Consider the following 22,307-nt stretch of genomic DNA (forward strand, 5'->3'; position numbering starts at 1 on the left):
GAACTTTTTAGATATAAAAAGTATCAAAAATCTCCGTTAAAGCTGTGGGGGATACATAGTTTAATTATTTCAAAAATTTTTATTCAAAATTTTTGAAATAACGGCTATCGTCATCCTTGGTTTAATAATCAAGAAATAAAAAAGACAGTTTAAAACTGCCTTTTTTTATTTTTATTTTATTCAAATATTGAAACTACGCTTCCTTCGTATTTACCGTCGATAAATTTCTTTACGTTGTCTGATTGAAGTACTTTTAATAATTCTTTTGTCTTATCTGTATTTTCATTTCCTTCTTTTACACAGATGATATTTGCATATGTTTTAGCTGCTTCACTATCAGCAGTTTCGATTGCAAGAGCGTCTTTCTTAACGCTTAATCCTGCTTCCATAGCATAGTTACCGTTGATGACTGCAAAATCTACGTCTTGTAAACTCTTTGGAATTTGTGCTGCTTCAAGTTCTTGAATTTTTACATTCTTAGGATTTTTTTCAATATCCTTTGCTGTAGCATTTAGACCCGCACCTTTTTTAAGTGTAATAATACCATTTTTTTCAAGAAGGAGTAGGGCTCTTGCTTCATTTGTAGTATCATTAGGAACTGCTATAGTTGCTTTATCAGGAATGTTTTTTATGTCTTTTGATTTACCTGCGTAAATCCCAAGAGGTTCATAGTGAACTGTTCCTACAGATACAAGCTTTGTTCCCTGTTCTTCATTGAATGAATCCATGTATGGTTTATGTTGGAAGAAGTTTGCATCTAAAGTGCCGTCATCAACAACTTTGTTAGGCTGTACATAATCTGTAAATTCCGTAACTTCCAATGTATAACCATCTTTTTGTAAATCTTCTTTTACTGCATTTAAAATTTCCGCATGCGGTACTGCCGTTGCACCAACTTTAATAACTTTGTCATCAGAACTGCTGCTTCCGCAGCCTGAAAGTAAACCTACGGCTAAAATTCCGCTTAATAATACTGCTAATACTTTTTTCATAATTTTTTTCTCCTCATATGTATTTTTTATTATATTCTTTTATCAATCTTCGCCGCAATTTTTGTTCCTATTGCCTGAAGAATTTGAACGATTAAAACCAGTAATATTACCGTGACAATCATTATATTTGATTGATATCTGTAATATCCGTATCTTATTGCTATATCACCGAGACCTCCGCCTCCGACAAATCCGGCGAGGGCTGAATACCCCAAAATTGTTGTTATTGAAATCGCAAACCCAACCATGAGTGACGGCATTGATTCCGTAATCATAACTTTACTTACTATTTGATAAGGAGATGCGCCCATAGAAAGCGAGGCTTCAATGACCCCTCTATCGACCTCCTTAAGTGATGATTCAACCATTCTTGCTATAAAAGGAGCTGCGCCTATTACCAGCGGGACGATAGTAGCAGTTGAACCTATTGTTGTGCCTACTATTAATCTTGTAAGTGGAATGACCAAAACAAGTAATATAAGGAACGGAACGCTTCTTAAAACATTTGTTAGTATATCAAGCACCTTAAATAGTATTTTATTTTCTTTTATCCCGTCCTTAGCACTTGTTACCAGTAATACCCCCATAGGTAACCCTATTATGTAAGCAATAACCGTAGATACTATAGTCATATATAAAGTTTGGAGTATTCCTACACCAACCATTTGCCATTCTGAACCAGTTAACATATTATTCCTCCACCCTTTCTACTACAAGATTTTTTTCATTTAAATAATTCATTACCTTTTCTCTGTCTTCTTTATCCTTTGGGATTTCTATTACTAACTGTCCCAATGCTTTTCCCTCAATATCTTTGACATTAGCGTAAAGGATAGAAACTTTTACACCTAGATCCAATATCATATTTGATATTATTGGTTCATGGGTCGTGCTTCCGTCGAATACTATTCTAAGAGAATTTGTCTTTATATCGGGGCTCATGTTTTTACTGTCAGGATTTATTGTGTTTCTAGCCCAGTTACTCTTAGGATGAGTAAATATATCTTCAACCGTTCCTGTTTCTGTAATCCTTGAATTTTCGATTACCGCAACGTGAGTACATATTTCTTCAACAACACTCATTTCATGAGTGATTATCACTATAGTTATCCCAAGTTTTTGATTTATATCTTTAAGAAGTTCCAGTATCGAAGATGTGGTATTAGGGTCAAGAGCCGATGTAGCTTCATCACAAAGCAGTACGCTTGGATTTGATGCGAGTGCTCTCGCTATTGCCACTCTTTGTTTCTGCCCTCCGCTTAACTGTGCGGGATATGCATTTTCCTTTTCCGTAAGTCCTACTATATTTAATAGTTCCAATGCCCTTTTCTGTGCTTCTTCTTTTTTAGTGCCTATTATTTCAAGAGGGAACATTACATTCTTGATCACGGTTTCCTGCATAAGAAGGTTAAACTGCTGGAATATCATTCCTATTGAATGCCTTACATCTCTAAGCTCTTTGTCGTTTAGTTTTGATAGATCTTTATTTGAAATAAGGACTCTTCCCTTTGTAGGTTTTTCCAGATAGTTTATACATCTGACAAGAGTACTTTTACCTGCACCGCTCATACCTATTATCCCATAAATCTCTCCCTTATTTATTTCAAGATTTATATCCTTAAGAGCGTTTACTTCTCCGTCTTTGGAATAAAAAGTTTTATATAAGTTTTCAATTTTTATAATCGGATAATTCTCATTATTTAAATCCATAACAGCATCATTCCTCATTTTCTTATTAATTTTTAAACGTTAAATAATATTATAGCATAAGTTTATAATTTTTTTAACTGATTATTTATTCCGTAGACGTTTAAATATCTATAAATCAACAAACAAAAAACTTTTTATTTGAATTTGATTTTTTTTAGTATATCATATATTTTCATTATTCGTTAATTCTATTTCTTTATATCTTGATATAGCTAAAAGTTATATATCTTTTATAGTATTAATGTTTGATTAAATAAAAAAAGCTTTCATTATAAAGAAAGCTTTTAAATTTACAAAAAATTTATTTGTTTTTGAGATAATTTATTAATCCGCCGTTTTTAAGTAACATTCTTTCTCTGTCGGAAACTTCTAATTTTAATTTATATTCTTTATTCTTTGTTTCGTTTTTCACGATTATCTCGTCTCCGTCAAGTTGTTTGAGCATATCTTTTGCACTTAATATATCGTCAATATCTATATTATCATAATCTGCTTCATCAGTAAATGTTAATGGAACAATACCGTTATTGATCAGATTATTTTTATGAATCCTCGCAAAAGATTTTGTTATAACGACTTTTACTCCGAGATATAAAGGTGCAAGTGCCGCATGTTCTCTGCTTGAACCTTGTCCGTAGTTATCGCCTGCAACTATTATTGAACCTTTTTCTTCTGCTTTTGCTTTTTTAGAGAAATTTTCGTCTACAGGTCTTAAACAAAATTCACTTAAGTATTCTATGTTAGATCTGAAAGGAAGCAGTTTTGCGTTTGAAGGCATGATATCATCTGTTGTTATATTGTCTTCAAGTTTTGTTACGACTTTTAAATCAAAATTATTATATATCACACTTGCTTTAGGGAAAGGCTTAATGTTCGGTCCTTTTACGCTTACTTTGTTTTTATCAGGTTTAGGCATAATGAACATATTGTCATTGATTATATATTCATTTGGTTCTTCAACGACAAAATCAATTTTTCCGTAAGGATCGGCTATTTCGCCTTTTATTGCAGAATATGCAGCTACTTCTGGAGATACCAAATATACATTTGCATCAACAGTTCCGCTTCTTCCCTTGAAGTTTCTGTTGAATGTTCTAAGCGATACTCCGCCTGAGTTTGGACTTTGACCCATACCTATACACGGACCGCATCCGCATTCCAGTATCCTGGCTCCGGCATTTATTAAATCGGAAAGACCTCCGTCCCTTGAGAGCATGTCAAGAACTTGTCTTGAACCCGGTGCTATAGTGAGAGATACATTGTCTGCGATAGTCTTTCCTTTTAATATTTTAGCTGCTGTCATCAAATCTTCATATGAAGAATTCGTACAGCTTCCTATCGATACTTGAGTGATCTTTGTTCCTTCAAGTTCTTTTACATCTTTTACATTATCGGGAGAATGAGGACATGCTGCAAGAGGTTTTAACTCGCTTAGGTTGATTTCAAGATCTTCATCATATATACATCCTTCGTCTGCTCTTAGTTCCTTAAAGTCATCTTCTCTTCCTTGTGCTTTAAAAAATTTTAAAGTTTCGCTGTCAGAAGGGAATATAGATGTTGTTGCGCCCAGTTCGGCACCCATGTTTGTGATGGAACCTCTTTGTGAAACAGTTAATGATTTAACCCCTTCTCCGTAATACTCAATTACTTTGCCTACTCCGCCTTTTACGGAAAGTCGTCTGAGTACTTCCAAAATAACGTCTTTTGCGCTTACGCCGTTACCCAGTTTACCTGTTAGTTTTACACCTACGACTTTAGGCATAGTAAGGTAATATTCACTTCCTGCCATTGCAGCCGCAATGTCAAGTCCGCCTGCTCCTATAGCAATCATACCGACGCCTCCGCATGTAGGGGTATGAGAATCCGAACCGAGTAACGTTTCTCCTGGCATGGAAAATCTCTCCAAGTTTAGTCTATGACAAATCCCGTTTCCCGGACGAGAGTATATAACTCCTATTTTATCCGTAACTGTTTGTATGTAAATATGGTCATCCATGTTTTCAGGACCGGTTTGAAGCATATTGTGATCGATATATGCAACAGATCTCTTTGTTTTTACTTTATCTTCACTTATGGCTTCATATTGTAAATAAGCCATAGTTCCCGTTGAATCCTGAGTCAGTGTATTATCGATTTTAATGGCAATCCCTTCTCCCGGTGTCATTTCACCGCTGACAAGATGATTTTCTAATATCTTATAAGTAAGTGTTTTTTTCATATACTTATCTCCTTATATTTTCATTTAGATAATACTATCAGAAAAGTTTAGAATTTTCAATAAATATAGAATATATAATTATTAAAAAGAATAATTATGCAAATAGTTTGTTTTTTGTATAAATTTGTTATAATCTAAAAAGAACCTCCGGTTTCGGAAGTTCCTTTTAGCGACTCACTTATAGCAAATTATGTTTGAAAAGATTGATTTGTTGCAAGTTTAGTATATCAAAGATAAAAAAATAAGTCAACAATAACTATATCATTTATAACTATACCATCTATAAAGTACTTATATTTTAAATGAGTTTTGTATAGAATAGTTAATATAAATATAAAACAAAGGAAAGTGATTAGTATGGTTTATTTAAATTTAAAGTATCTGCTGGAAAAGAACGATAGGAGTAAATATTGGCTTGTTAAAACAATTAACAGTAATTATGACACTGTGAATAAATTGGTAAAGAATGAAACTACTAAAATATCATTTGATATGATTGACAGATTATTGAATGCTTTCGATTGTGATATGAATACTTTATTTATTAAAGATGACAAGTAAAAAGCTCCTTATTTAAGGAGTTTTTTATTTAGTACAATGGTTTTTGTTTGATATATAGTGTTTTATTTATTATAACTTGACATGGATTTTTTTTATATGTCATAATAAATCAAATAAAAATTAAGGATATTGATATGGAAGAGATAAAGCAAAAAGGTTTTTTATATTTAATAGGAAGTTTACTATTAATGATTTTATCCGTAATTTTATTTAGATATTTGTGGGTACCATTATTATTAGTTTTATTCATCTATAATAAAAAAATTGACAGCGATAAGAATGAGAAGAAAAAAGTTCTTATAATTGGATTTATTATTTTCTTTATTTCATTTTTATCTTTTATTTTTGTTCCTTCAAATCCTGTTAGACCTGAGAAAATTAATATCTCATGTAAAAGTTATAATATGGATATTAATTCTATTCAAGCTATAGATATTGAAGTTTTCCCGGATGATGCAAACATAAATAATTTAGAATATATTTCTGCCGATAAAAGTATAATAAAAATAAATAAGGAAGACGGAAAAATAATAGTAAAATCTTTTAAGGAGGGAAAGTCAGATCTATATATAACAGATAGCGAAAGCGGTGTTAAAAGCAATGTTATAACAGTTAGAGTGATTGATAAAAGAGCACAAGCCTTTAAAAAGAAAAAACAAAAATTAAAAAAGAATTCTAATAAAATAACTTATGTCTATATTTCTCGTACAGGAAGCAAATATCACTCAAACAAGTACTGCAGTCATATGAGAAAACCCAATAAAGTCGATATAAAGAAAGCTAAATCTACGGGATATACTCCTTGTAAAAAATGTTATTAAGTATTAGGCATTTTAAAAATAAAAGAGTATAATTAATAAAAAATATTGGAGTAAAATATGGAAAAGTATAAATTAAATAACGGTATATACATAGATAAAATAGGTTTCGGAACATACAAGGCGGGAAACGGTGATTATGTCCCTACTTTAATTAATGCTATTAATTCCGGATACAGACATTTCGATACTGCTTCTTTTTATAATAATGAAGATTTGATTAAAGAGGCAATATCTAAGTCGAATGTTAAAAGAGAAGATTTATTTTTATCATCAAAAGTTTGGAAGACTGAAATGGGATATGATAATACCATTAAATCATTTGAAAGATCGCTTAAAAATTTGGGAACGGATTATCTTGATATGTATCTAATTCATTGGCCGAAGAATGATTTAAAAAATAATAATTGGGAAAAGATTGATTTGGAAACGTGGAGAGCTTTAGAAACTCTTTATAAAGACGGAAGGGTAAGATCCATTGGTGTCAGCAATTTTCTTCCTCATCACTTGAGCAATATTTTAGATAACTGTGAAATCAAACCTATGGTAGATCAGCTTGAGATACATCCGGGATATATTCAAAAGGCTGCCATTGATTTTCTAAAAGATAACGATATCTTACCTCAAGCCTGGTCGCCCATAGGGAGGGCAAGGGTATTAAAAGAAGAAAGACTTATTGAGCTTTCAAAGAAATATAATAAATCCGTAGCTCAAATTTGTATAAGATTTATTTTACAGTTGGGTGTTCAGCCTCTTCCAAAGTCTTCGTCAATAGAAAGAATGAAAGAAAATATGGATGTTTTTGATTTTGAAATTTCTAAAGAAGACGAATATGAATTGATGTGCCTTCCTCAAATCGGTTGGTCAGGTGAACATCCCGACAGAGAAAGAGTATATTTTGATTAAGTATTTATTTTTAATAAATTATTATTTACAAGGAGAATGTCATGGAATTTAAACTTATATTAGCAATTATTACAATAACACTAGCATTAGTATTTTATACTATAGGAGTTTTTTCTGAGAGGAAAGCAAAGATATTAAAACCGGTTCATGTTGTTTTTTTTCTTTTGGGACTTGTATGTGATACTACGGGAACGACTATTATGTCTTTTATTGCAAAAGCAAACAGCAGCAGCTTCGGTATTCATGGCATAACCGGTCTGATAGCAATACTTCTTATGTTATTCCATGCAATATGGGCTATCATTGTCCTTAGGAAAAACAATGAAGAAATGCAGAAAAATTTTCATAAATTCAGTATAGTTGTATGGCTTATATGGCTTATACCTTATTTTATTGGTATGTTTATGGGAATGAATATATAGGAGTTTTGTATGGAATATCATAATATTAAACCTGTTTACGATAAAAATTCAAAAATTCTTATCCTTGGATCATTTCCCTCTGTTAAGTCAAGAGAAGCTCAATTTTTTTATGGGCATCCGCAAAACAGATTTTGGAAAGTAATAAGCAGTATTACAGATACAAAGCTTCCCGGAACAATAGAAGATAAAAGAAAAATGTTAATAAATAATAATATAGCAGTGTGGGATGTAGTTGCTTCGTGTGACATTGAAGGCTCAAGTGACAGTTCAATTAAGAATGTAGTTGTAAATGATTTATCAGAGATTTTAAAAGAGACGAATATTAAAACCATATTTTTAAATGGAGGGACTGCTTATAATTTGTTTAAAAAGTATAATAAAGATTTGAATATGAATATTATAAAGCTTCCGTCTACAAGTCCTGCAAATGCAAGGTATTCGATTGAAATGTTGATTAATGATTGGAATATTATCAAAGATAAATTATAAATACAAGAGAATCTACTGCTAAATCGCCTAAAGTAGCATGAAAATGTTTATGTTTCTTTGAATATATCATTGACGACTTATGATTATGGTTATATAATGAGAAAAATGTCAGAAATGAATGGTGAATGTGTAACTATGATTAAGGGGAATGCAAAATATAACGAACAAGATTATAATTTTGTTTATGAGGATTCAATTTTAAAATTGACTTTGGCTCATAATGGGAAACCTGACTTTTATTTTAATACTTATTGTAACGTCGGAAATAATTGTTTGGTCAGTTTGTTTATAATAGGTGAAGTCAAAGGTAGCAGGGATACTATAATTTTTAAACCAAGAGTGATTATTTCAAATGAAAATAATAATATAATAAAAATCAAAATCGATTATTATATTACACTTAAGAATAAACAAACCGGATATGACGGTATTTCAATAAGAATAGCCAAAATGAATTATCTGAATTTTGTTGAGTATTTAAAATTTCTGGATGAGAAAGAAGACGGGAATATAAGTCTTTTAGATTTTAGAAAAGTGAAGTCTGTGAATGAAGTTTTTAATTATAAAGGCATTAAAATAAGCTGTTCTTTTCATGTAGTAAGAGATATTTACTATAAATATCCACTTGCAGTTTATCCTGCTTTTGATTTATATTTTGATACGATTCAAAATTCGAGATTTCTTGTGGCTCTTGATAAAATTATAAGAGATTTTTTATCCTTTTTATTTTATCGAAGGGATATAAATATAAAAGAGATAGCTTTAATGAAAAAGAATGATAAAGATGAAGATTATGATATGATTGGTGAAATGGTATTTCCAAAGTTCAATACTCATAACTATAATTTTAATCAAAAGGTAGAATTATATCCCAGCATAAGAATAAGGTATATAAACGGACATATCGGTAAAATATTGGAACTTATTTCAAATAATGATTTATATTTAAAACATATACCCGAGAACGGACATGATAGGGATATGCGAAGAATAGAAAAGCTTCCGTATATAATTGAAGGTTTTGATATAGAATTTGATAAATTATATAATAATAAAAATATACAAAATATGAGTTTTGTTAAGAAGATAAAATATCATATAGAGCATTCTAATGATACATTATCGGTTTTGATTGATAGTATTTATAGTAAATACCATAAAGAATTTTCTCTTGACAGTTTTTTATCTGATATACATAGGATACAAACACTAAATGATTATGATGAAATAAAAAATATATCATATGCTGTAGTAGTATTGGAGATTATGGTATACGATATACAACTTAGGAGGATTGGATTATATAAATCGAATATAATAGGAGCTATAAAAATGTTATTTGATATATAAAAATTTAAAAAGTTTAATTAAATAAGTACAAGCAAGATTTTTTACTCACCCTCATATATTTTATGGGGGTGATTTTATGTTAGGTTTTCTAGGGATTTTGGATTTATTGCAGAGAGTATTAGTATTCTTAGGCTATTTCTCAGCCAGCGAATCTTTTCCAAAACCGCTAAAAAAAGAAGATGAAACGAAATATTTTATAAAGTTCAAAGAAGAAAATGATATGCATGCTAAAGAAATGCTTATAAATCATAATCTTAGGTTGGTTGCTCATGTAAGCAAAAAATATTCTTCTTCGAATATTTCAAAGGAAGATCTCATTTCTATAGGGATCATCGGTCTTATCAAAGGAATAAATTCTTTTGATTATAACAAAGGAACTAAATTTGCGACTTATGGGGCGAGATGTATAGATAATGAAATACTAATGGCACTAAGAAGTGAAACAAAGACTGCTTCCAATGTATTCTTGGAAGATTATATCAGTTTTGATGAAGAAGGCAACAATATATCTCTACTGGATATTTTAGCTACCGATGAAGACGATGTTAACAGCAAAGTAAATTTAAAAGTAGAAAGCGAATTCCTTTATAAGATAATGGATGAAGTGCTTGAAGACAGAGAAAAAGAAATACTATATCTTAGGTACGGATTAAAAGGAAAGCGAAGTTATACACAAAGAGAAATCGCAAATTTGTATGATATATCAAGGTCTTACGTTTCAAGGATTGAAAAAAAAGCTATAGAAAAGATAGCAATTTCATTTAAAAAGAAGTATTAAAAATCGTTGATATGATTAAAAATAAAAGTTAAAAGGTTGTGAATTATTATATAAAAGGGTAAAATCATAATATAGAAATCAGTAAAAGAGGTATCAATATGAAAGTATCGATTTTAGGATGCGGGCGCTGGGGGACTTTTCTTGGATGGTACAGCGATAAGATAGGTCACGACGTAACTATATGGGGAAGAAGCGGTTCTAAAAGTTTAGAAGAACTTAAACATACAAGAAAAAATAAATATTTATATTTGAGCGAGACTACCAAGCTTACGAATGATTTAATTGGAACGATAGAAAAAAGTGATTATATAATAATTTCAATTTCATCACAGCATTTAAGAGATCTTTGTGAAGATATAAAAAGGTCAAATTATAAAGATAAGACTTTTATCCTTTGTATGAAAGGTATTGAGGTAGCAACAGGAAAAAGGCTAACTGAAGTTTTTAGGGAAATACTCGGAAATAAAGTGAATTTAGCCGTTTGGGTAGGTCCGGGACATGTTCAAAGTTTTGTGAAGAGGATCCCTAACTGTATGGTTATAGACAGCGATGATAAAAATGTTACCGATGATGTCGTAAAAACATTCTCCAGCGATTTGATAAGACTTTATATAGGTGAAGATTTGATAGGTGATGAGCTTGGTGCGGCAGCTAAAAATGTTATCGGAATTGCTGCGGGTATGCTTGATGCCGTCGGATATTCATCTTTAAAAGGCGCATTGATGGCAAGGGGTGCGAGAGAAGTTTCAAGACTGATAAAAGCAATGGGCGGAGATGAGATAACCGCCTATGGACTTTGTCATTTGGGAGATTATGAGGCTACACTATTCAGTGAATTTTCCAATAACAGAAGATATGGTGAAAATTTTGTAAGGGGGACTTTGCGTGATGATTATCTTGCCGAAGGTGTAACTACAGCCGAAGCTATTGTAAAGTTAAGTGATGATTATAATGTTGAAATGCCTATAATAAAAGGAGTCAATGCAGTTCTTAAAGGTGAATTAAGTCCTCATAAAATGCTTAAAGATATGTTTTTAAGAAGCGTTAAAAAAGAATTTTATTAAAATAAATTAAACGTCTAGCGGTTAGGCGTTTTTTTATTGTAAATAAAAATTATATATTTCTTTATTATGTAAATATTAAGTTTTCATATTGCTAAAAATAGTAAAAGATTCAATTTAAATTTATTAATAATAATGAGGTATATATATTGGAAAAAAATAATGAAAATAAAATAGATTTAGGCAGCGGGAATATAGGGAAACTTATTTTTACTCTTGCTATCCCGGCAATAATCGCACAAATCGTTAGTGTGCTTTACAATATCATCAATAGGATGTTTATAGGACATATAGAAAATGTAGGTACTCTTGCACTTACCGGAGTCGGTGTTTGTTTCCCCATACTTATATTGGTGTACGCTTTTGCGGCTCTTACGTCAATGGGAGGTGCTCCCAGAGCTGCGATAATGCTTGGTAAAAAAGATAAAGACAGTGCAGAAAAAATTCTCGGGAGCTGTACTATCGGTACGATTATTTCAGGTATCATTCTGACTATAGTAATTTTAATGTTTGGTGAAAGGTTATTATTTCTTTTTGGTGCAAGCACGGCTACCATTGAATATGCATTATCTTATTTAAGGGTTTATTCCTTGGGGATAGTATTTATTCAAATCGCTATAGGAATTAATACATTCATTATGGCACAGGGCTTTGCTATCACCGGAATGATAAGCATTTTAATAGGGGCAATTTTGAATATGATTTTAGACCCTATTTTTATATTTGTTCTTGGTATGGGTGTAAAGGGAGCTGCCCTTGCTACTGTTGCGTCTCAGTTTTTATCTGCTCTTTGGGTGTTATATTTTTTAAACAGCAAAAAAAGTTATATAAAAATAAAAAAAGAATACTTAAAGATTGATTTAAAAATATATCTTCCTTGTCTTCTGCTTGGATTATCGCCTTTTGTCATGCAGGTAACTGAAAGTGCTATAGCTATTATTTTCAATTCTTCGCTGCTTAAGTACGGCGGAGATATAGCTGTCGGGTCAATGACCATTTTAAATATTATATTACAGTTCTATACTATGCCTATACAAGGTTTTACTCAGGGTGCACAGCCTGTGATAAGCTTTAATTACGGAGCGGGAAAAGCCGATAGGGTCAAGAAAGCATTTTTATTTCAAATCGTGATATGTACGTTATATTCCCTTATCCTTTGGTGTTTAACTATGTTTTTACCTACAGTTTTGATTAGCTTGTTCACTTCGGATGTTGCGCTTATAACATATACGCAGTGGTCGATAAAAATTTATATGGCTGTTATGTTCTTGATAGGTATCCAAATATCATGTCAGCAAACTTTTGTTGCTCTCTCTAATGCTAAGGTTTCTCTTTTCCTTGCTATATTCAGAAAGCTAGTACTTTTGATACCACTAATACTGATATTGCCAAAACTAATCACAAATAATGTTTTAGGTGTATTCTTAGCACAGCCTGTGACAGATATAATAGCTGTAAGTGTAACTGTCATATTATTTATAATCGAGGTCAGAAAAACATTAAGAGAAATTAAAGAATAAAATATATCATTTTTACTAAATTTTCCATTATTGCTAAGATAAAAAAATAATTGTGGTATAATATTTCCGAGGTACTAACTATGAAAAAGAAAAAAGATGATAATTTGGTATTTTTGATCGGTGTCAGGAATGATACAGAGGGATGTATTATCGAAGGGCTTTTGGATTCATGCGGGGTAAAGGCGACGCTTAAATATGATACCGATATTGCATGGGCAGAAGTGATAATAGGTAAAAGTGCCATGCCTGTAAGTGTATATGTAAACAAAGAAGATTACGATAAAGCAAAAGAAATACTTGACAGTAAATTGGAAGATGATGAAGACGAGTAGGTGACATTATGGATTATTATGACATAAATTTAAATAAACTTATAGATTATTTTAAAAGTGGTATAAAAGAAGAAAAAGATAAAAGTCTGGGGTTGGAGCTTGAACATTTTATTGTAAAAGCAGATACCATGGAAAGCGTTGATTACTATGAAGAAAATGGGATAAGAGATATTTTAAAACTCCTCAGTCCTTATTTTGAAAAGGAAATTTACAAAGACGGAAATCTTATAGGCCTTATAAAAGATAAATCCAATATAACTTTGGAACCTGCAAGTCAGCTAGAAATCAGTATAGGTCCTTTTATCAATACTCTGGATATTCTTGAAGAGTATAATTATTTTTTACTTAAGATAAAACCAATATTAAAAAAATTTGATTATAAAATGATATATGCGGGTTATCAGCCAAAATCCAAAGTCGATGATCTTAATTTAATCCCTAAAAAAAGATACGAATATATGCTTGACTACTTTTCAAAAGTGGGTTCGCATGGTAAAAATATGATGAAGGGCTCCGCCTCAGCACAAGTCAGCGTAGACTACTTCAGCGAAGAAGATTTTAAAAATAAATTTAGGCTGGCAAATATTTTATCACCCATTATTTCTTTCATGACAGATAATACCAATATATTTGAAGGTGAACATTATGACAAAAATTGTATGAGGATAGATATATGGAATGATGTCGATCCCGACAGAAGTATGATTGTTAAGGGCGCTTTAAATAAGGAATTTGGTTTTAGCGAATATAGTGAATATATATTGAATTCCCCTGCCATTTTAATAGAAGATGATAATGGTAACAGTGTATATACGAAAGATAAGAAAATAAAAGATATATATAATGACAGAGAGTTAAGTAAGAAAGATATAGAACATATAATTTCAATGTTTTTCCCGGATGTAAGACTTAAAAATTATGTGGAAATCAGAATGGCAGACTGTCTTCCGATAGATTACGCACTATCTTACGCAAGTATAATCAAAGGTATTTTTTATAGTGAAGAGGTAGTAAAGTTACTTCTTGATAAGTTTGAGGATATAAAAGATATAGATGTTATAAAAGCGAAAGAAGAAGTCGTAAATAAAGGTTATGATGCAAAAGTTTATGGCTTTGATATCAAAGATTTAATGTTAAACTTGATTGAGCTTGCAAAAGATCATTTGTGTCATGAAGAAAAAGATAGGGCAAGTCTGTTCTATGACCTTATAAAAATGGAAAAGACTTTAAAAATATTAAAGGATGAAAGAGGTGAGTAGATGCAGGTAAGAGAACTTACAAATGAATACTTGGATTTGATTAAATCTGATATGGATAAATCAAAGGAAAGTTATGAAAAAGCAATAAATTATATAGAAAATTCAACGGCTATTTATCACGGAGAACATATAAGGTTTCCATATGTTCCAAAGCTTTATACAACGGAAGTGATAGATTATTTTAAATATATCGCCATGACTACTCATACTATTCTTTGTAAAATAATAAATAAATATATCGAAGATGAAGAATATAGGAAGTTATTTCCGTTTAGTAAAGAGCTGGAAGAACTAATTTTATGCGAAAATTATTATGAACAGCCGCTTCCTATTACGAGGATCGATTTGTTTTTGAATGAAGAAGATTTTACATTTAAATTTTGTGAATTCAATGCTGACGGTGCCAGTGCAATGAACGAAGACAGGGAACTCAATAATGCTTATAAGGATGATGAAATATTTAATCAGTTCAGTAAAAAGTATAATATTAGTCATTTTGAACTCTTCGACAGCTGGGTAGATGAATTTTTAAATATTTACGATACTTTTAAATATAAGGTCGAAAAACCTACGATAGGAATAATCGATTTTATGGAAAGTGCTACTAATGAAGAATTCAAAGTGTTTAAGTCTCGTTTTGAAAAACGAGGATATGATACCGTTATAGCCGATATTACTACCCTTAAATACGATGACGGACTTTATACTAAGGACGGCGTAAAAATAGACGCGGTTTACAGAAGAGCCGTTACCAGCGAAATGATGGAAAAAATTGAAAAGATACCTGCATTTATTAAAGCAATCAAAGATAAAAAGACTTGCATAATAGGTTCCATGAGGACTCAGGTAATCCACAATAAAATAGTCTACATGATAATGCATAAAAAGGAAACTTTTGACTTTTTAACTGCTGAGGAAATCCTTTTTATAAAAGACCATATCCCATATACTTGCTGGTTAAATGATGGGGTATTTGACAGAGAAAAAGTGATAAGCAATAAAGACAGCTGGATAATAAAACCCGATGATTTGTACGGAGCTAGGGGTGTATATGCGGGAGTAGATTATTCAAAAGAAAAATTTACGAAACTTATAGATGAAAATACTAACAATGGATATCTTCTTCAGGAATATGCTGCAATGTATAAAACAAAGAACTTTATAAAAGAAAAAAACGGAGAATTTGTCTTTGATGAGTTCAGCAATATGCCGGGCATATTTATATATAACGGAAAATTTAAAGGTTTATATTCCAGGGGCGGCAGACAGGGGATAATTTGTGAAGCCGCCGGAGGGATTGCGATGTGTTCAATGCATGTCGAGATTTAAATAATTAAATAAAAGGAGTTTGTTATGAAAATTGACAGGTTGATGGGTATAATCACAACTTTACTTAATAAGGAAAAAGTGACAGCTCCTTTTTTAGCGGAAAAATTCGAAGTATCCGTAAGAACTATAAACAGAGATATAATGGATTTATGTAAGTCCGGAATTCCGATAGTCACTACCAGAGGAGTAGGGGGCGGTATATATTTGGATCCGGATTTTAAAATGGATAAAAGTTTACTTAAAGAAGAGGAGATAAGTGTTATATATGCAGGGCTTAAGGGTATTATTAGTGTAAGTGATAACAGTAAATATGAACTTCTTATTGAGAAATTTAAGGATAATCCCAAGAATGATTTAGATATAGACCTTTCATCTTATTATAAGAAATCATTATCGGATAAGATAGAAAAAATACAAAAAGGTATCAATGATAAATTACTATTGGAATTCGATTACTTTTCCAAAAAAGGAAAGAGTCACAGGATAGTGGAACCTTATACTCTTACATTTAAATGGTCAAGTTGGTATTTATATGCTTTTTCGATTGAGAGAGAAGATTTTAGATTATTTAAATTAAATAGGCTCATAAATCTTGATGTAACGAAAAATACTTTTTTTACCCAGAGAAGTTCCTTTGGTAGAAGATGATATCGATGTGATTTTCCCCAATACCATAAATGTACTTATATTGTTTGATAAGGACGTAGAGTATAGAATAATAGATGAGTATGGCAAAGATAGTTACACATATTTCCTTGACGATAAAATTTTCTTCGGATTTTCCTTTTATGATAAAGAATACTTATTTAATTGGTTATTAAGTTTTGCTGATAAAGCAGAAATCATATTCCCAAGTGATATAAGAGATGAATTTATTGAACTTATAAAAAAAATTAATAATAAATACAATAAACATGACATATAGTTGTCATGTTTATTATTATATAATATATCTAAAATAATAGGAGATATAGATATGGCAACTAGTATTGAATTTGTTGATTACGTTTATGAAAATTTGAAACCATTGGGAGATATTAAGTGTAAAAAAATGTTCGGTGAATACGGACTTTGGTATAAGGGAAAATTCTTTGGATGTATCTGTGATAATCAGCTGTTTGTTAAAGATACTTCTTTAGGCAGAGAACTGCTGGGAGAGGATATATTATACGCAAGTCCCTATGAAGGTGCAAAAGAACATATTTTGATAGAAAATATTGATGATAAAGATTTGCTGAAAGATTTGGTAATAAGTACTTATAATGAGCTAAAAAAATAGGAGAATAAAAATGGATATAATAACTTTAAATAACGAAAATATCGAAAAAGAACATATTTGCTGTCTTATGTCCGCAAAAGACAGCGGTTATGTGGATCAAAAAAAATCTTGGCTTAAAGATATGATGAAAGAAGGCTTGAAATTTAAGAAGATGGACGTAAGAGGCAAAGTTTTTATTGAATATATACCTCTTAAAAATGCTTGGTATCCCGTTGCCGGTGATGATTATATGTTTATAGACTGTCTTTGGGTGAGCGGGAAATATGCCGGAAGCGGAAATTCAAGTATACTTCTTGATGAATGTATCAGGGATACAAAAGAGCGCGGATTAAAAGGACTGGCTATTCTTTCCTCCGATAAAAAGAAGGGATATATGGCAGATAAAAAATTCTTGATGCATAAAGGATTTATAAAGTGTGATGAAGCGGAGCCTTATTTTGAACTTTTATATTTACCTTTTGAAGAAGATATAGCGCCTCCAAAATTCAGAGAAAGTGTAAAAAATCCTAAGACAGGAAATGACGGGTTTACTTTATATTACACTTCTCAGTGTCCTTTTACTCTAAAGTATGCTCCTATTATAGAAGAAGAAGCGAAAAGGAACAATATACCTTTTAAAAGTATACAAATAGATACTTTGGAAAAGGCAAAGAATGCTAAATGTCCTTATACTTCATATAGTGTATTTTATAAGGATGAATTTATTACTCATGAAATTTTAACCGTTAAAGCTTTTAACAATTTAGTTGATAAATATGTAAATAAAAAATAACCCTATATTGGGCTATTTTTTTATTATATTAAAAAGTTCTTTTAAATTATCTATAAAATAAGTAGGTTCTTCACTTGATAAATATTCTTTTGTGTTATATCCATATGTCACACTTGCAATATCAATGTTGGCTTTTTTTGCCGAAACGATATCCCTTACTTCATCTCCTACATATAAAATATCTTCGTCTTTTAATCTTAATTTTTTCTTTAATTTGTTTATTTTAATTTCCTTTGAGAAAAGAGGTGAAGATATTATAAAATCCATTGTATCGATATTTTCATTTTTCAAAAAAGTATTTATATTCTTTTTTGAATTTGATGAAATTATACCCATATAGCTAAGTTTGGATTTCAGTGCTTCCAATGTTTCTTTGAGGTCTTCTTCGTAAGGGTCCATTGATTTATGGTATTCTTTCATTAATTTTTGTCCCTTTTTAATAAGAGAAAATACCTTTAAATATGGAACCCCCAAATCTTTGATTATGTTATGGATAGGCTGATGTTTGAGTTCATCTATATAATCGTGTGTAATTTCTTTATAACCATATTTTTTGGCAATCTCATTGTATACGCGAAAAATAACATTTTCCGTGTTTGCAAGGGTACCGTCAAAATCAAAAATTACACATTTATATTTCATTTCTTATTCCTTTTCCTTTATTTGTAAAATATATTATATCATAAATAATGTTATCTTATTATATTTTTACATTTAGTTTACATTATAAATCAGAATTCTTTATTTTATCTTAAGCCTTAATGAATGATTTATTAAATCTGAATAAGAAAATGATAAAATATCATCTTTGTTATCTATATTAGTAGATATGGTAAAAATATTATTATATGCGTTTAAAATAGTACCTTCATTTTTGATTATCTTTCCTCTTGAAACTTTACTTATAAAATCTACATCTTTGCCGACATTATCCACAATGATTTTTTTTGCACTGTTGTAAGAATGACTTGGTAACTTCATATTTATACCTCCGCTTTTTATATTATTATTACCTCTATAACCATGCTTTAAACCAAATTTTTCATTCTCTTCCACAAACTATCATCAAAAAAAAGCCTTTTTTCTTTCTTTTTTATTATTATTATGATAAACTTTTAATACGTATAGATATAATTCGATAGGATTATACATATAGGAGGTCATGTCTGTTTATGAAAATTAAATGGGTCAATAGACGTAATGAAGAGCAGGAGCTCGATAAAGTATATAAACAAATAGTAAGAAGAGAAAATAAATATCATATAGCAGAAGAATCAACATATATACATAAAAAAGAAAATATATTTAGAAGAATTGCCGGTGGACAAGATGTAAAAAAGGAACCGTCAAAACTTAGACAAAAATATGAAGGAAGCTGGCTTCATACTCAAATTGATGAAATCAAAGAAGATTTGGATGAATTTTTTGTCGGAGTCAAATATTATTTAAAAAGAGTAAAATTCGGACTAAGAGATTTTAGAGAATATGCAAAAGACCATCTTTTTAGTTTTTTAGTGGGCGTTTTTTGTGTGATTATATTTTTTGTGGGAGCATTTACTTATAAAAACTTATTTGGATATGAAGTAATTTTTAATGGTACAAAGCTTGGTATAGTTAAGAATGTCAATGACTTTGAAAATGCATTAACTAATGTAGATGCTAATTTAACAAAATGGTACGATAATTCAAATGTTTATTATGAAAAATCAATTTCTTATCAGAAAGTACCAATAAAAAATCCAAAGGATGTAATGGATACGGAAGAATGTGAAAATGCTGTTTATAATTTAAATATCCCTCTATTTTGTAAGGGTGCTGTTATTAGTGTTAACGGTAATGAAGCCGTAAGGGTTGCTTCTGTTCAGGACGCAAAGACGGTAATAAAGAATATAGGTAATAATTACGAAAAAGAAAGTTCTAACGAAAAACTTATAAAAGGCAGTAAAGTAAAAGAAGATATGGAGTATAAGGAAAAACTTATATCCATAGATTCTGCAATGGATGTTAAAGATGCAATTAATTATTTGAGTAATAGTTCAAACCATGAGGTTGAAAATACCGGAGACAGTGATATTTTAGGTAAGATTGATGAATCTAAGAAGAGCACTAATCTTGTAAGTGCTTTGAATTTTAGGGAAAATGAATTTTCTACAGATGAAATCAGCAGTAAACCTTCCATCACTATAACTACCGTAAAACAAGTAACATATAAAAAGGATGTAGCTTATAAAACTGTTTACAGAGATGATCCTGATGTGTATGTAGGTACCAATAAGGTTAAGCAAGAGGGAAAAGACGGAGAAAAGAAGGTTACTGCCGTAAATACTTATGAAAACGGATCTGTAGTAAAAAGTGATATAAAGAAAGAAACAGTTACAGAAAAATCTACCAGCAAAATCATTTCGAGAGGTACGAAACCGCTGCCTCCTGTAACGAGTACGGGAAGGTTCATAATGCCTGCAAGCGGTACTATTTCGGCTCTTAATAAAGCAGGTTCTCATGCAGGATACAAAGCTGTGGATATTGCCAATCCTCAGGGTACTCCCGTTTATGCTTCCGATACAGGTATAGTAACCAGAGCAAGCTGGTACGGAGGATATGGTAACTGTGTAGATATAGATCACGGTAATGGATATTCTACAAGATACGGACATAATGTAAGGATACTTGTAAAAGTAGGGCAGAAAGTTCAGCAAGGTGAACAGATTGCGGTAATGGGAAGTACCGGTAACTCTACGGGACCTCATTGTCACTTTGAAATACATTATCACGGTGTAAGCCAAGTAATCTTAAATTACTTTAAGTATTTGGCAAACGGTATTCACGTTGACGCATTCCAATAAAATAATATATGTAATAATATACGGAGGAAAAGATTTTGAATAGTTTAATAATAGTTTTAGTATGTGTCGTTCTGGCAGTGTTGATTCAATTTTTACTTTGCAGATCCGACAATATTCTCATGGGACTAATAATCCCTGCGGTATTTGCTTTGATTGCAATCATGATGAGTGTAGTAACAAAAGGAAACGGGCTTAATAAGTTTACGGAATTTGTTCAGTGGTTCTTACCGGGACTTATTGCTCTTATAATTTACTTCTTTACTAAAAAGAAAAAACATGATAAGAGAAAAGAAGAAAAAGAAGCTAGAAAAAAATTAAAAGAAGATAAAAAGCTTGCTCTTGACTCTAATGACGATGACGAAGAAGTTGAGGAAGTAGAAGCTGAAATAATCGATGAAGATAATTAAAAAGATCCGCTTTATGCGGATTTTTTATTTGTATAATAATTTCATAAAATAAATGAAACGTTTAGGTTCAATGTTATATTGAAAATATTTCATAAAAATGATAATATGTTATAGAAGCAGATACCACGAAGGTATTTTATATTAAAGTATTATTAAGAAATAATTCCACGAAGGATGATCCATTACATGAAGTAATGTCTTTCTTTCGTGTTTTTTTATGGGAGGAAATAGTTATGCATATGGCGGATGCTTTGGTGTCTCCTGCTGTGGGAGGTGCTATGATAACTGTAAGTGCTGGTGCACTTGCTTATTCGGTTAAGAAAATAAAAGAAGATGATAATTTGGAGAAAAAGGTTCCGTTGATGGGAATTATGAGTGCATTTGTATTTGCGGCTCAAATGATTAATTTTACTATACCTATGACGGGTTCAAGCGGACATATCGGGGGAGGTATACTTCTGTCTTTGATTTTAGGCGGTCCCGCGGCGTTTATATCCATATTTTCGGTGTTACTTATTCAGTGTTTGTTTTTTGCGGACGGGGGGGGGTTGGCTCTCGGATGTAATTTATTTAATATGGGTGTAATTCCTTGCTTTTTAATTTATCCTTATGTTATAAAGCCTATATTACAAAAGGGAATAAATAAGAAAAGTATTGGGGTTGCATCAATTCTCGGGTGCGTATTATCATTACAGTTAGGTGCTTTTATGGTTGTAATAGAAACTTTTTTTTCGGGGATAAGCGAACTTCCTTTTAATAAGTTCCTGATTTTAATGCAGCCGATACATTTAGCTATAGGACTTGTTGAAGGTATTGTAACTATGCTCGTAGTAGACTTTATATTTAATCAACGAAAAGAAATTTTAGATGAGAGCATATTTAGTAAGAAAAGTAAAGCCAGTTTTAAAAAAGTCATTGTGTCTTTAAGTATTATTACTCTTATTGTTGCAGGAGGGTTATCTCTTTTCGCTTCGTCAAATCCTGACGGTCTTGAATGGTCTGTTCAGGGGGTTACGGGAAGTACTGAGGTTGAAAAGGGAAACCATGATATTTATACTGCGATGAATAATATCCAAGAAAAGACGGCTTTTATGCCTGATTATAATTATAAGAATGAAAATAACGAAAGTTTAATAAGTGGAACATCTGTTGCCGGCGTAGTCGGAGGTGTAATAGTATTTATTTTCGCAGGTGTTATTGGGATAAGCGTATATAAAGTAAGGAAATTAAAAAGGTCATAATATAATAGAAAGGAGTAAGT

Annotated in this window: 25 protein-coding genes; 19 read left to right on the forward strand and 6 right to left on the reverse strand. The window is 31.0% G+C overall.

Translation table 11 applies throughout. The annotated features are described in order from the left end of the window. Positions 1-176 precede the first annotated feature (176 nt). From NSA01_RS01220 to NSA01_RS01235, 4 genes are all read right to left on the reverse strand, one after another. On the reverse strand, positions 177-992 hold the full coding sequence (locus tag NSA01_RS01220) for a MetQ/NlpA family ABC transporter substrate-binding protein (protein ID WP_257479700.1): 816 nt from the start codon (positions 990-992) through the stop codon (positions 177-179). Positions 993-1,021: 29 nt separating this feature from the next. After that, positions 1,022-1,681 (reverse strand): methionine ABC transporter permease, encoded by a 660-nt coding sequence (locus tag NSA01_RS01225; protein ID WP_257479701.1) that lies wholly within the window; start codon positions 1,679-1,681, stop codon positions 1,022-1,024. Position 1,682: 1 nt separating this feature from the next. After that, complete coding sequence (locus NSA01_RS01230) at positions 1,683-2,702, reverse strand: methionine ABC transporter ATP-binding protein (RefSeq protein WP_306813815.1); 1,020 nt, start codon at positions 2,700-2,702, stop codon at positions 1,683-1,685. Between the two features lie 301 nt (positions 2,703-3,003). Then, complete coding sequence (locus NSA01_RS01235) at positions 3,004-4,920, reverse strand: aconitate hydratase (RefSeq protein ID WP_257479702.1); 1,917 nt, start codon at positions 4,918-4,920, stop codon at positions 3,004-3,006. Between the two features lie 357 nt (positions 4,921-5,277). Between NSA01_RS01235 and NSA01_RS01240 the strand changes: the two genes are divergently transcribed. The 16 genes from NSA01_RS01240 (at position 5,278) to NSA01_RS01315 (ending at position 17,796) form a co-directional block, all read left to right on the forward strand. Continuing rightward, complete coding sequence (locus tag NSA01_RS01240) at positions 5,278-5,481, forward strand: helix-turn-helix domain-containing protein (RefSeq protein WP_257479703.1); 204 nt, start codon at positions 5,278-5,280, stop codon at positions 5,479-5,481. 134 nt (positions 5,482-5,615) lie between these two features. After that, positions 5,616-6,302 carry a hypothetical protein gene (locus NSA01_RS01245; RefSeq protein WP_257479704.1) on the forward strand — a complete coding sequence of 229 codons (687 nt, stop codon included), beginning with the start codon at positions 5,616-5,618 and terminating at the stop codon, positions 6,300-6,302. Between the two features lie 57 nt (positions 6,303-6,359). Then, a complete protein-coding gene (locus NSA01_RS01250; RefSeq protein ID WP_257479705.1) occupies positions 6,360-7,205 on the forward strand; it encodes an aldo/keto reductase in 846 nt (281 codons plus the stop codon). 41 nt (positions 7,206-7,246) lie between these two features. Next, positions 7,247-7,627, forward strand: coding sequence for an HsmA family protein (locus NSA01_RS01255; protein WP_257479706.1), 381 nt, complete (start codon positions 7,247-7,249; stop codon positions 7,625-7,627). Between the two features lie 9 nt (positions 7,628-7,636). After that, positions 7,637-8,116, forward strand: a complete 480-nt coding sequence (locus tag NSA01_RS01260; RefSeq protein ID WP_257479707.1) for a DNA-deoxyinosine glycosylase — start codon at positions 7,637-7,639, stop codon at positions 8,114-8,116. A gap of 105 nt (positions 8,117-8,221) precedes the next feature. Next, positions 8,222-9,466, forward strand: a complete 1,245-nt coding sequence (locus tag NSA01_RS01265) for a hypothetical protein (protein WP_257479708.1) — start codon at positions 8,222-8,224, stop codon at positions 9,464-9,466. A gap of 76 nt (positions 9,467-9,542) precedes the next feature. Continuing rightward, a complete protein-coding gene (gene sigK, locus NSA01_RS01270) occupies positions 9,543-10,244 on the forward strand; it encodes an RNA polymerase sporulation sigma factor SigK (RefSeq protein WP_257479709.1) in 702 nt (233 codons plus the stop codon). Between the two features lie 98 nt (positions 10,245-10,342). Beyond that, positions 10,343-11,308 carry an NAD(P)H-dependent glycerol-3-phosphate dehydrogenase gene (locus NSA01_RS01275; protein ID WP_257479710.1) on the forward strand — a complete coding sequence of 322 codons (966 nt, stop codon included), beginning with the start codon at positions 10,343-10,345 and terminating at the stop codon, positions 11,306-11,308. 143 nt (positions 11,309-11,451) lie between these two features. Further along, a complete protein-coding gene (locus NSA01_RS01280; protein WP_373887168.1) occupies positions 11,452-12,825 on the forward strand; it encodes an MATE family efflux transporter in 1,374 nt (457 codons plus the stop codon). 80 nt (positions 12,826-12,905) lie between these two features. Further along, complete coding sequence (locus tag NSA01_RS01285) at positions 12,906-13,157, forward strand: DUF2007 domain-containing protein (RefSeq protein WP_257479712.1); 252 nt, start codon at positions 12,906-12,908, stop codon at positions 13,155-13,157. A gap of 8 nt (positions 13,158-13,165) precedes the next feature. Further along, the gene (locus NSA01_RS01290; RefSeq protein ID WP_257479713.1) at positions 13,166-14,416 is read left to right on the forward strand and encodes a glutamate-cysteine ligase family protein; all 1,251 of its coding nucleotides are present in this window, start codon (positions 13,166-13,168) and stop codon (positions 14,414-14,416) included. Continuing rightward, entirely contained in the window at positions 14,417-15,745 is a 1,329-nt protein-coding gene (locus tag NSA01_RS01295; RefSeq protein ID WP_257479714.1) for a glutathionylspermidine synthase family protein, read from the forward strand. It begins immediately after the preceding gene. Positions 15,746-15,769: 24 nt separating this feature from the next. Next, on the forward strand, positions 15,770-16,393 hold the full coding sequence (locus tag NSA01_RS01300; RefSeq protein ID WP_257479715.1) for a helix-turn-helix transcriptional regulator: 624 nt from the start codon (positions 15,770-15,772) through the stop codon (positions 16,391-16,393). After that, positions 16,380-16,670 (forward strand): WYL domain-containing protein, encoded by a 291-nt coding sequence (locus NSA01_RS01305; RefSeq protein ID WP_257479716.1) that lies wholly within the window; start codon positions 16,380-16,382, stop codon positions 16,668-16,670. The genes NSA01_RS01300 and NSA01_RS01305 overlap by 14 nt, the downstream gene beginning before the upstream one ends. Before the next feature lie 51 nt (positions 16,671-16,721). Further along, a complete protein-coding gene (locus NSA01_RS01310) occupies positions 16,722-17,024 on the forward strand; it encodes a TfoX/Sxy family protein (RefSeq protein ID WP_257479717.1) in 303 nt (100 codons plus the stop codon). 10 nt (positions 17,025-17,034) lie between these two features. Then, a complete protein-coding gene (locus tag NSA01_RS01315) occupies positions 17,035-17,796 on the forward strand; it encodes an N-acetyltransferase (protein WP_257479718.1) in 762 nt (253 codons plus the stop codon). 12 nt (positions 17,797-17,808) lie between these two features. Here the strand turns inward: NSA01_RS01315 and NSA01_RS01320 are convergent, their stop codons facing one another. Both NSA01_RS01320 and NSA01_RS01325 read right to left on the reverse strand, forming a co-directional pair. Next, on the reverse strand, positions 17,809-18,438 hold the full coding sequence (locus NSA01_RS01320; protein WP_257479719.1) for an HAD-IA family hydrolase: 630 nt from the start codon (positions 18,436-18,438) through the stop codon (positions 17,809-17,811). Between the two features lie 99 nt (positions 18,439-18,537). Further along, positions 18,538-18,777, reverse strand: coding sequence for a Veg family protein (locus NSA01_RS01325; protein ID WP_187361976.1), 240 nt, complete (start codon positions 18,775-18,777; stop codon positions 18,538-18,540). 191 nt (positions 18,778-18,968) lie between these two features. Between NSA01_RS01325 and NSA01_RS01330 the strand changes: the two genes are divergently transcribed. The 3 genes from NSA01_RS01330 to NSA01_RS01340 all read left to right on the forward strand — a co-directional run bounded on the left by NSA01_RS01330 (position 18,969) and on the right by NSA01_RS01340 (position 22,287). After that, complete coding sequence (locus NSA01_RS01330; RefSeq protein ID WP_257479720.1) at positions 18,969-20,639, forward strand: peptidoglycan DD-metalloendopeptidase family protein; 1,671 nt, start codon at positions 18,969-18,971, stop codon at positions 20,637-20,639. Between the two features lie 35 nt (positions 20,640-20,674). Beyond that, a complete protein-coding gene (locus tag NSA01_RS01335; protein WP_257479721.1) occupies positions 20,675-21,046 on the forward strand; it encodes a hypothetical protein in 372 nt (123 codons plus the stop codon). Positions 21,047-21,279: 233 nt separating this feature from the next. Continuing rightward, the gene (locus NSA01_RS01340) at positions 21,280-22,287 is read left to right on the forward strand and encodes an energy-coupling factor ABC transporter permease (RefSeq protein WP_257479722.1); all 1,008 of its coding nucleotides are present in this window, start codon (positions 21,280-21,282) and stop codon (positions 22,285-22,287) included. Positions 22,288-22,307 lie beyond the last annotated feature (20 nt).

The organism is Anaerofustis stercorihominis (assembly GCF_024623185.1).
GTDB lineage: Bacteria > Bacillota > Clostridia > Eubacteriales > Anaerofustaceae > Anaerofustis.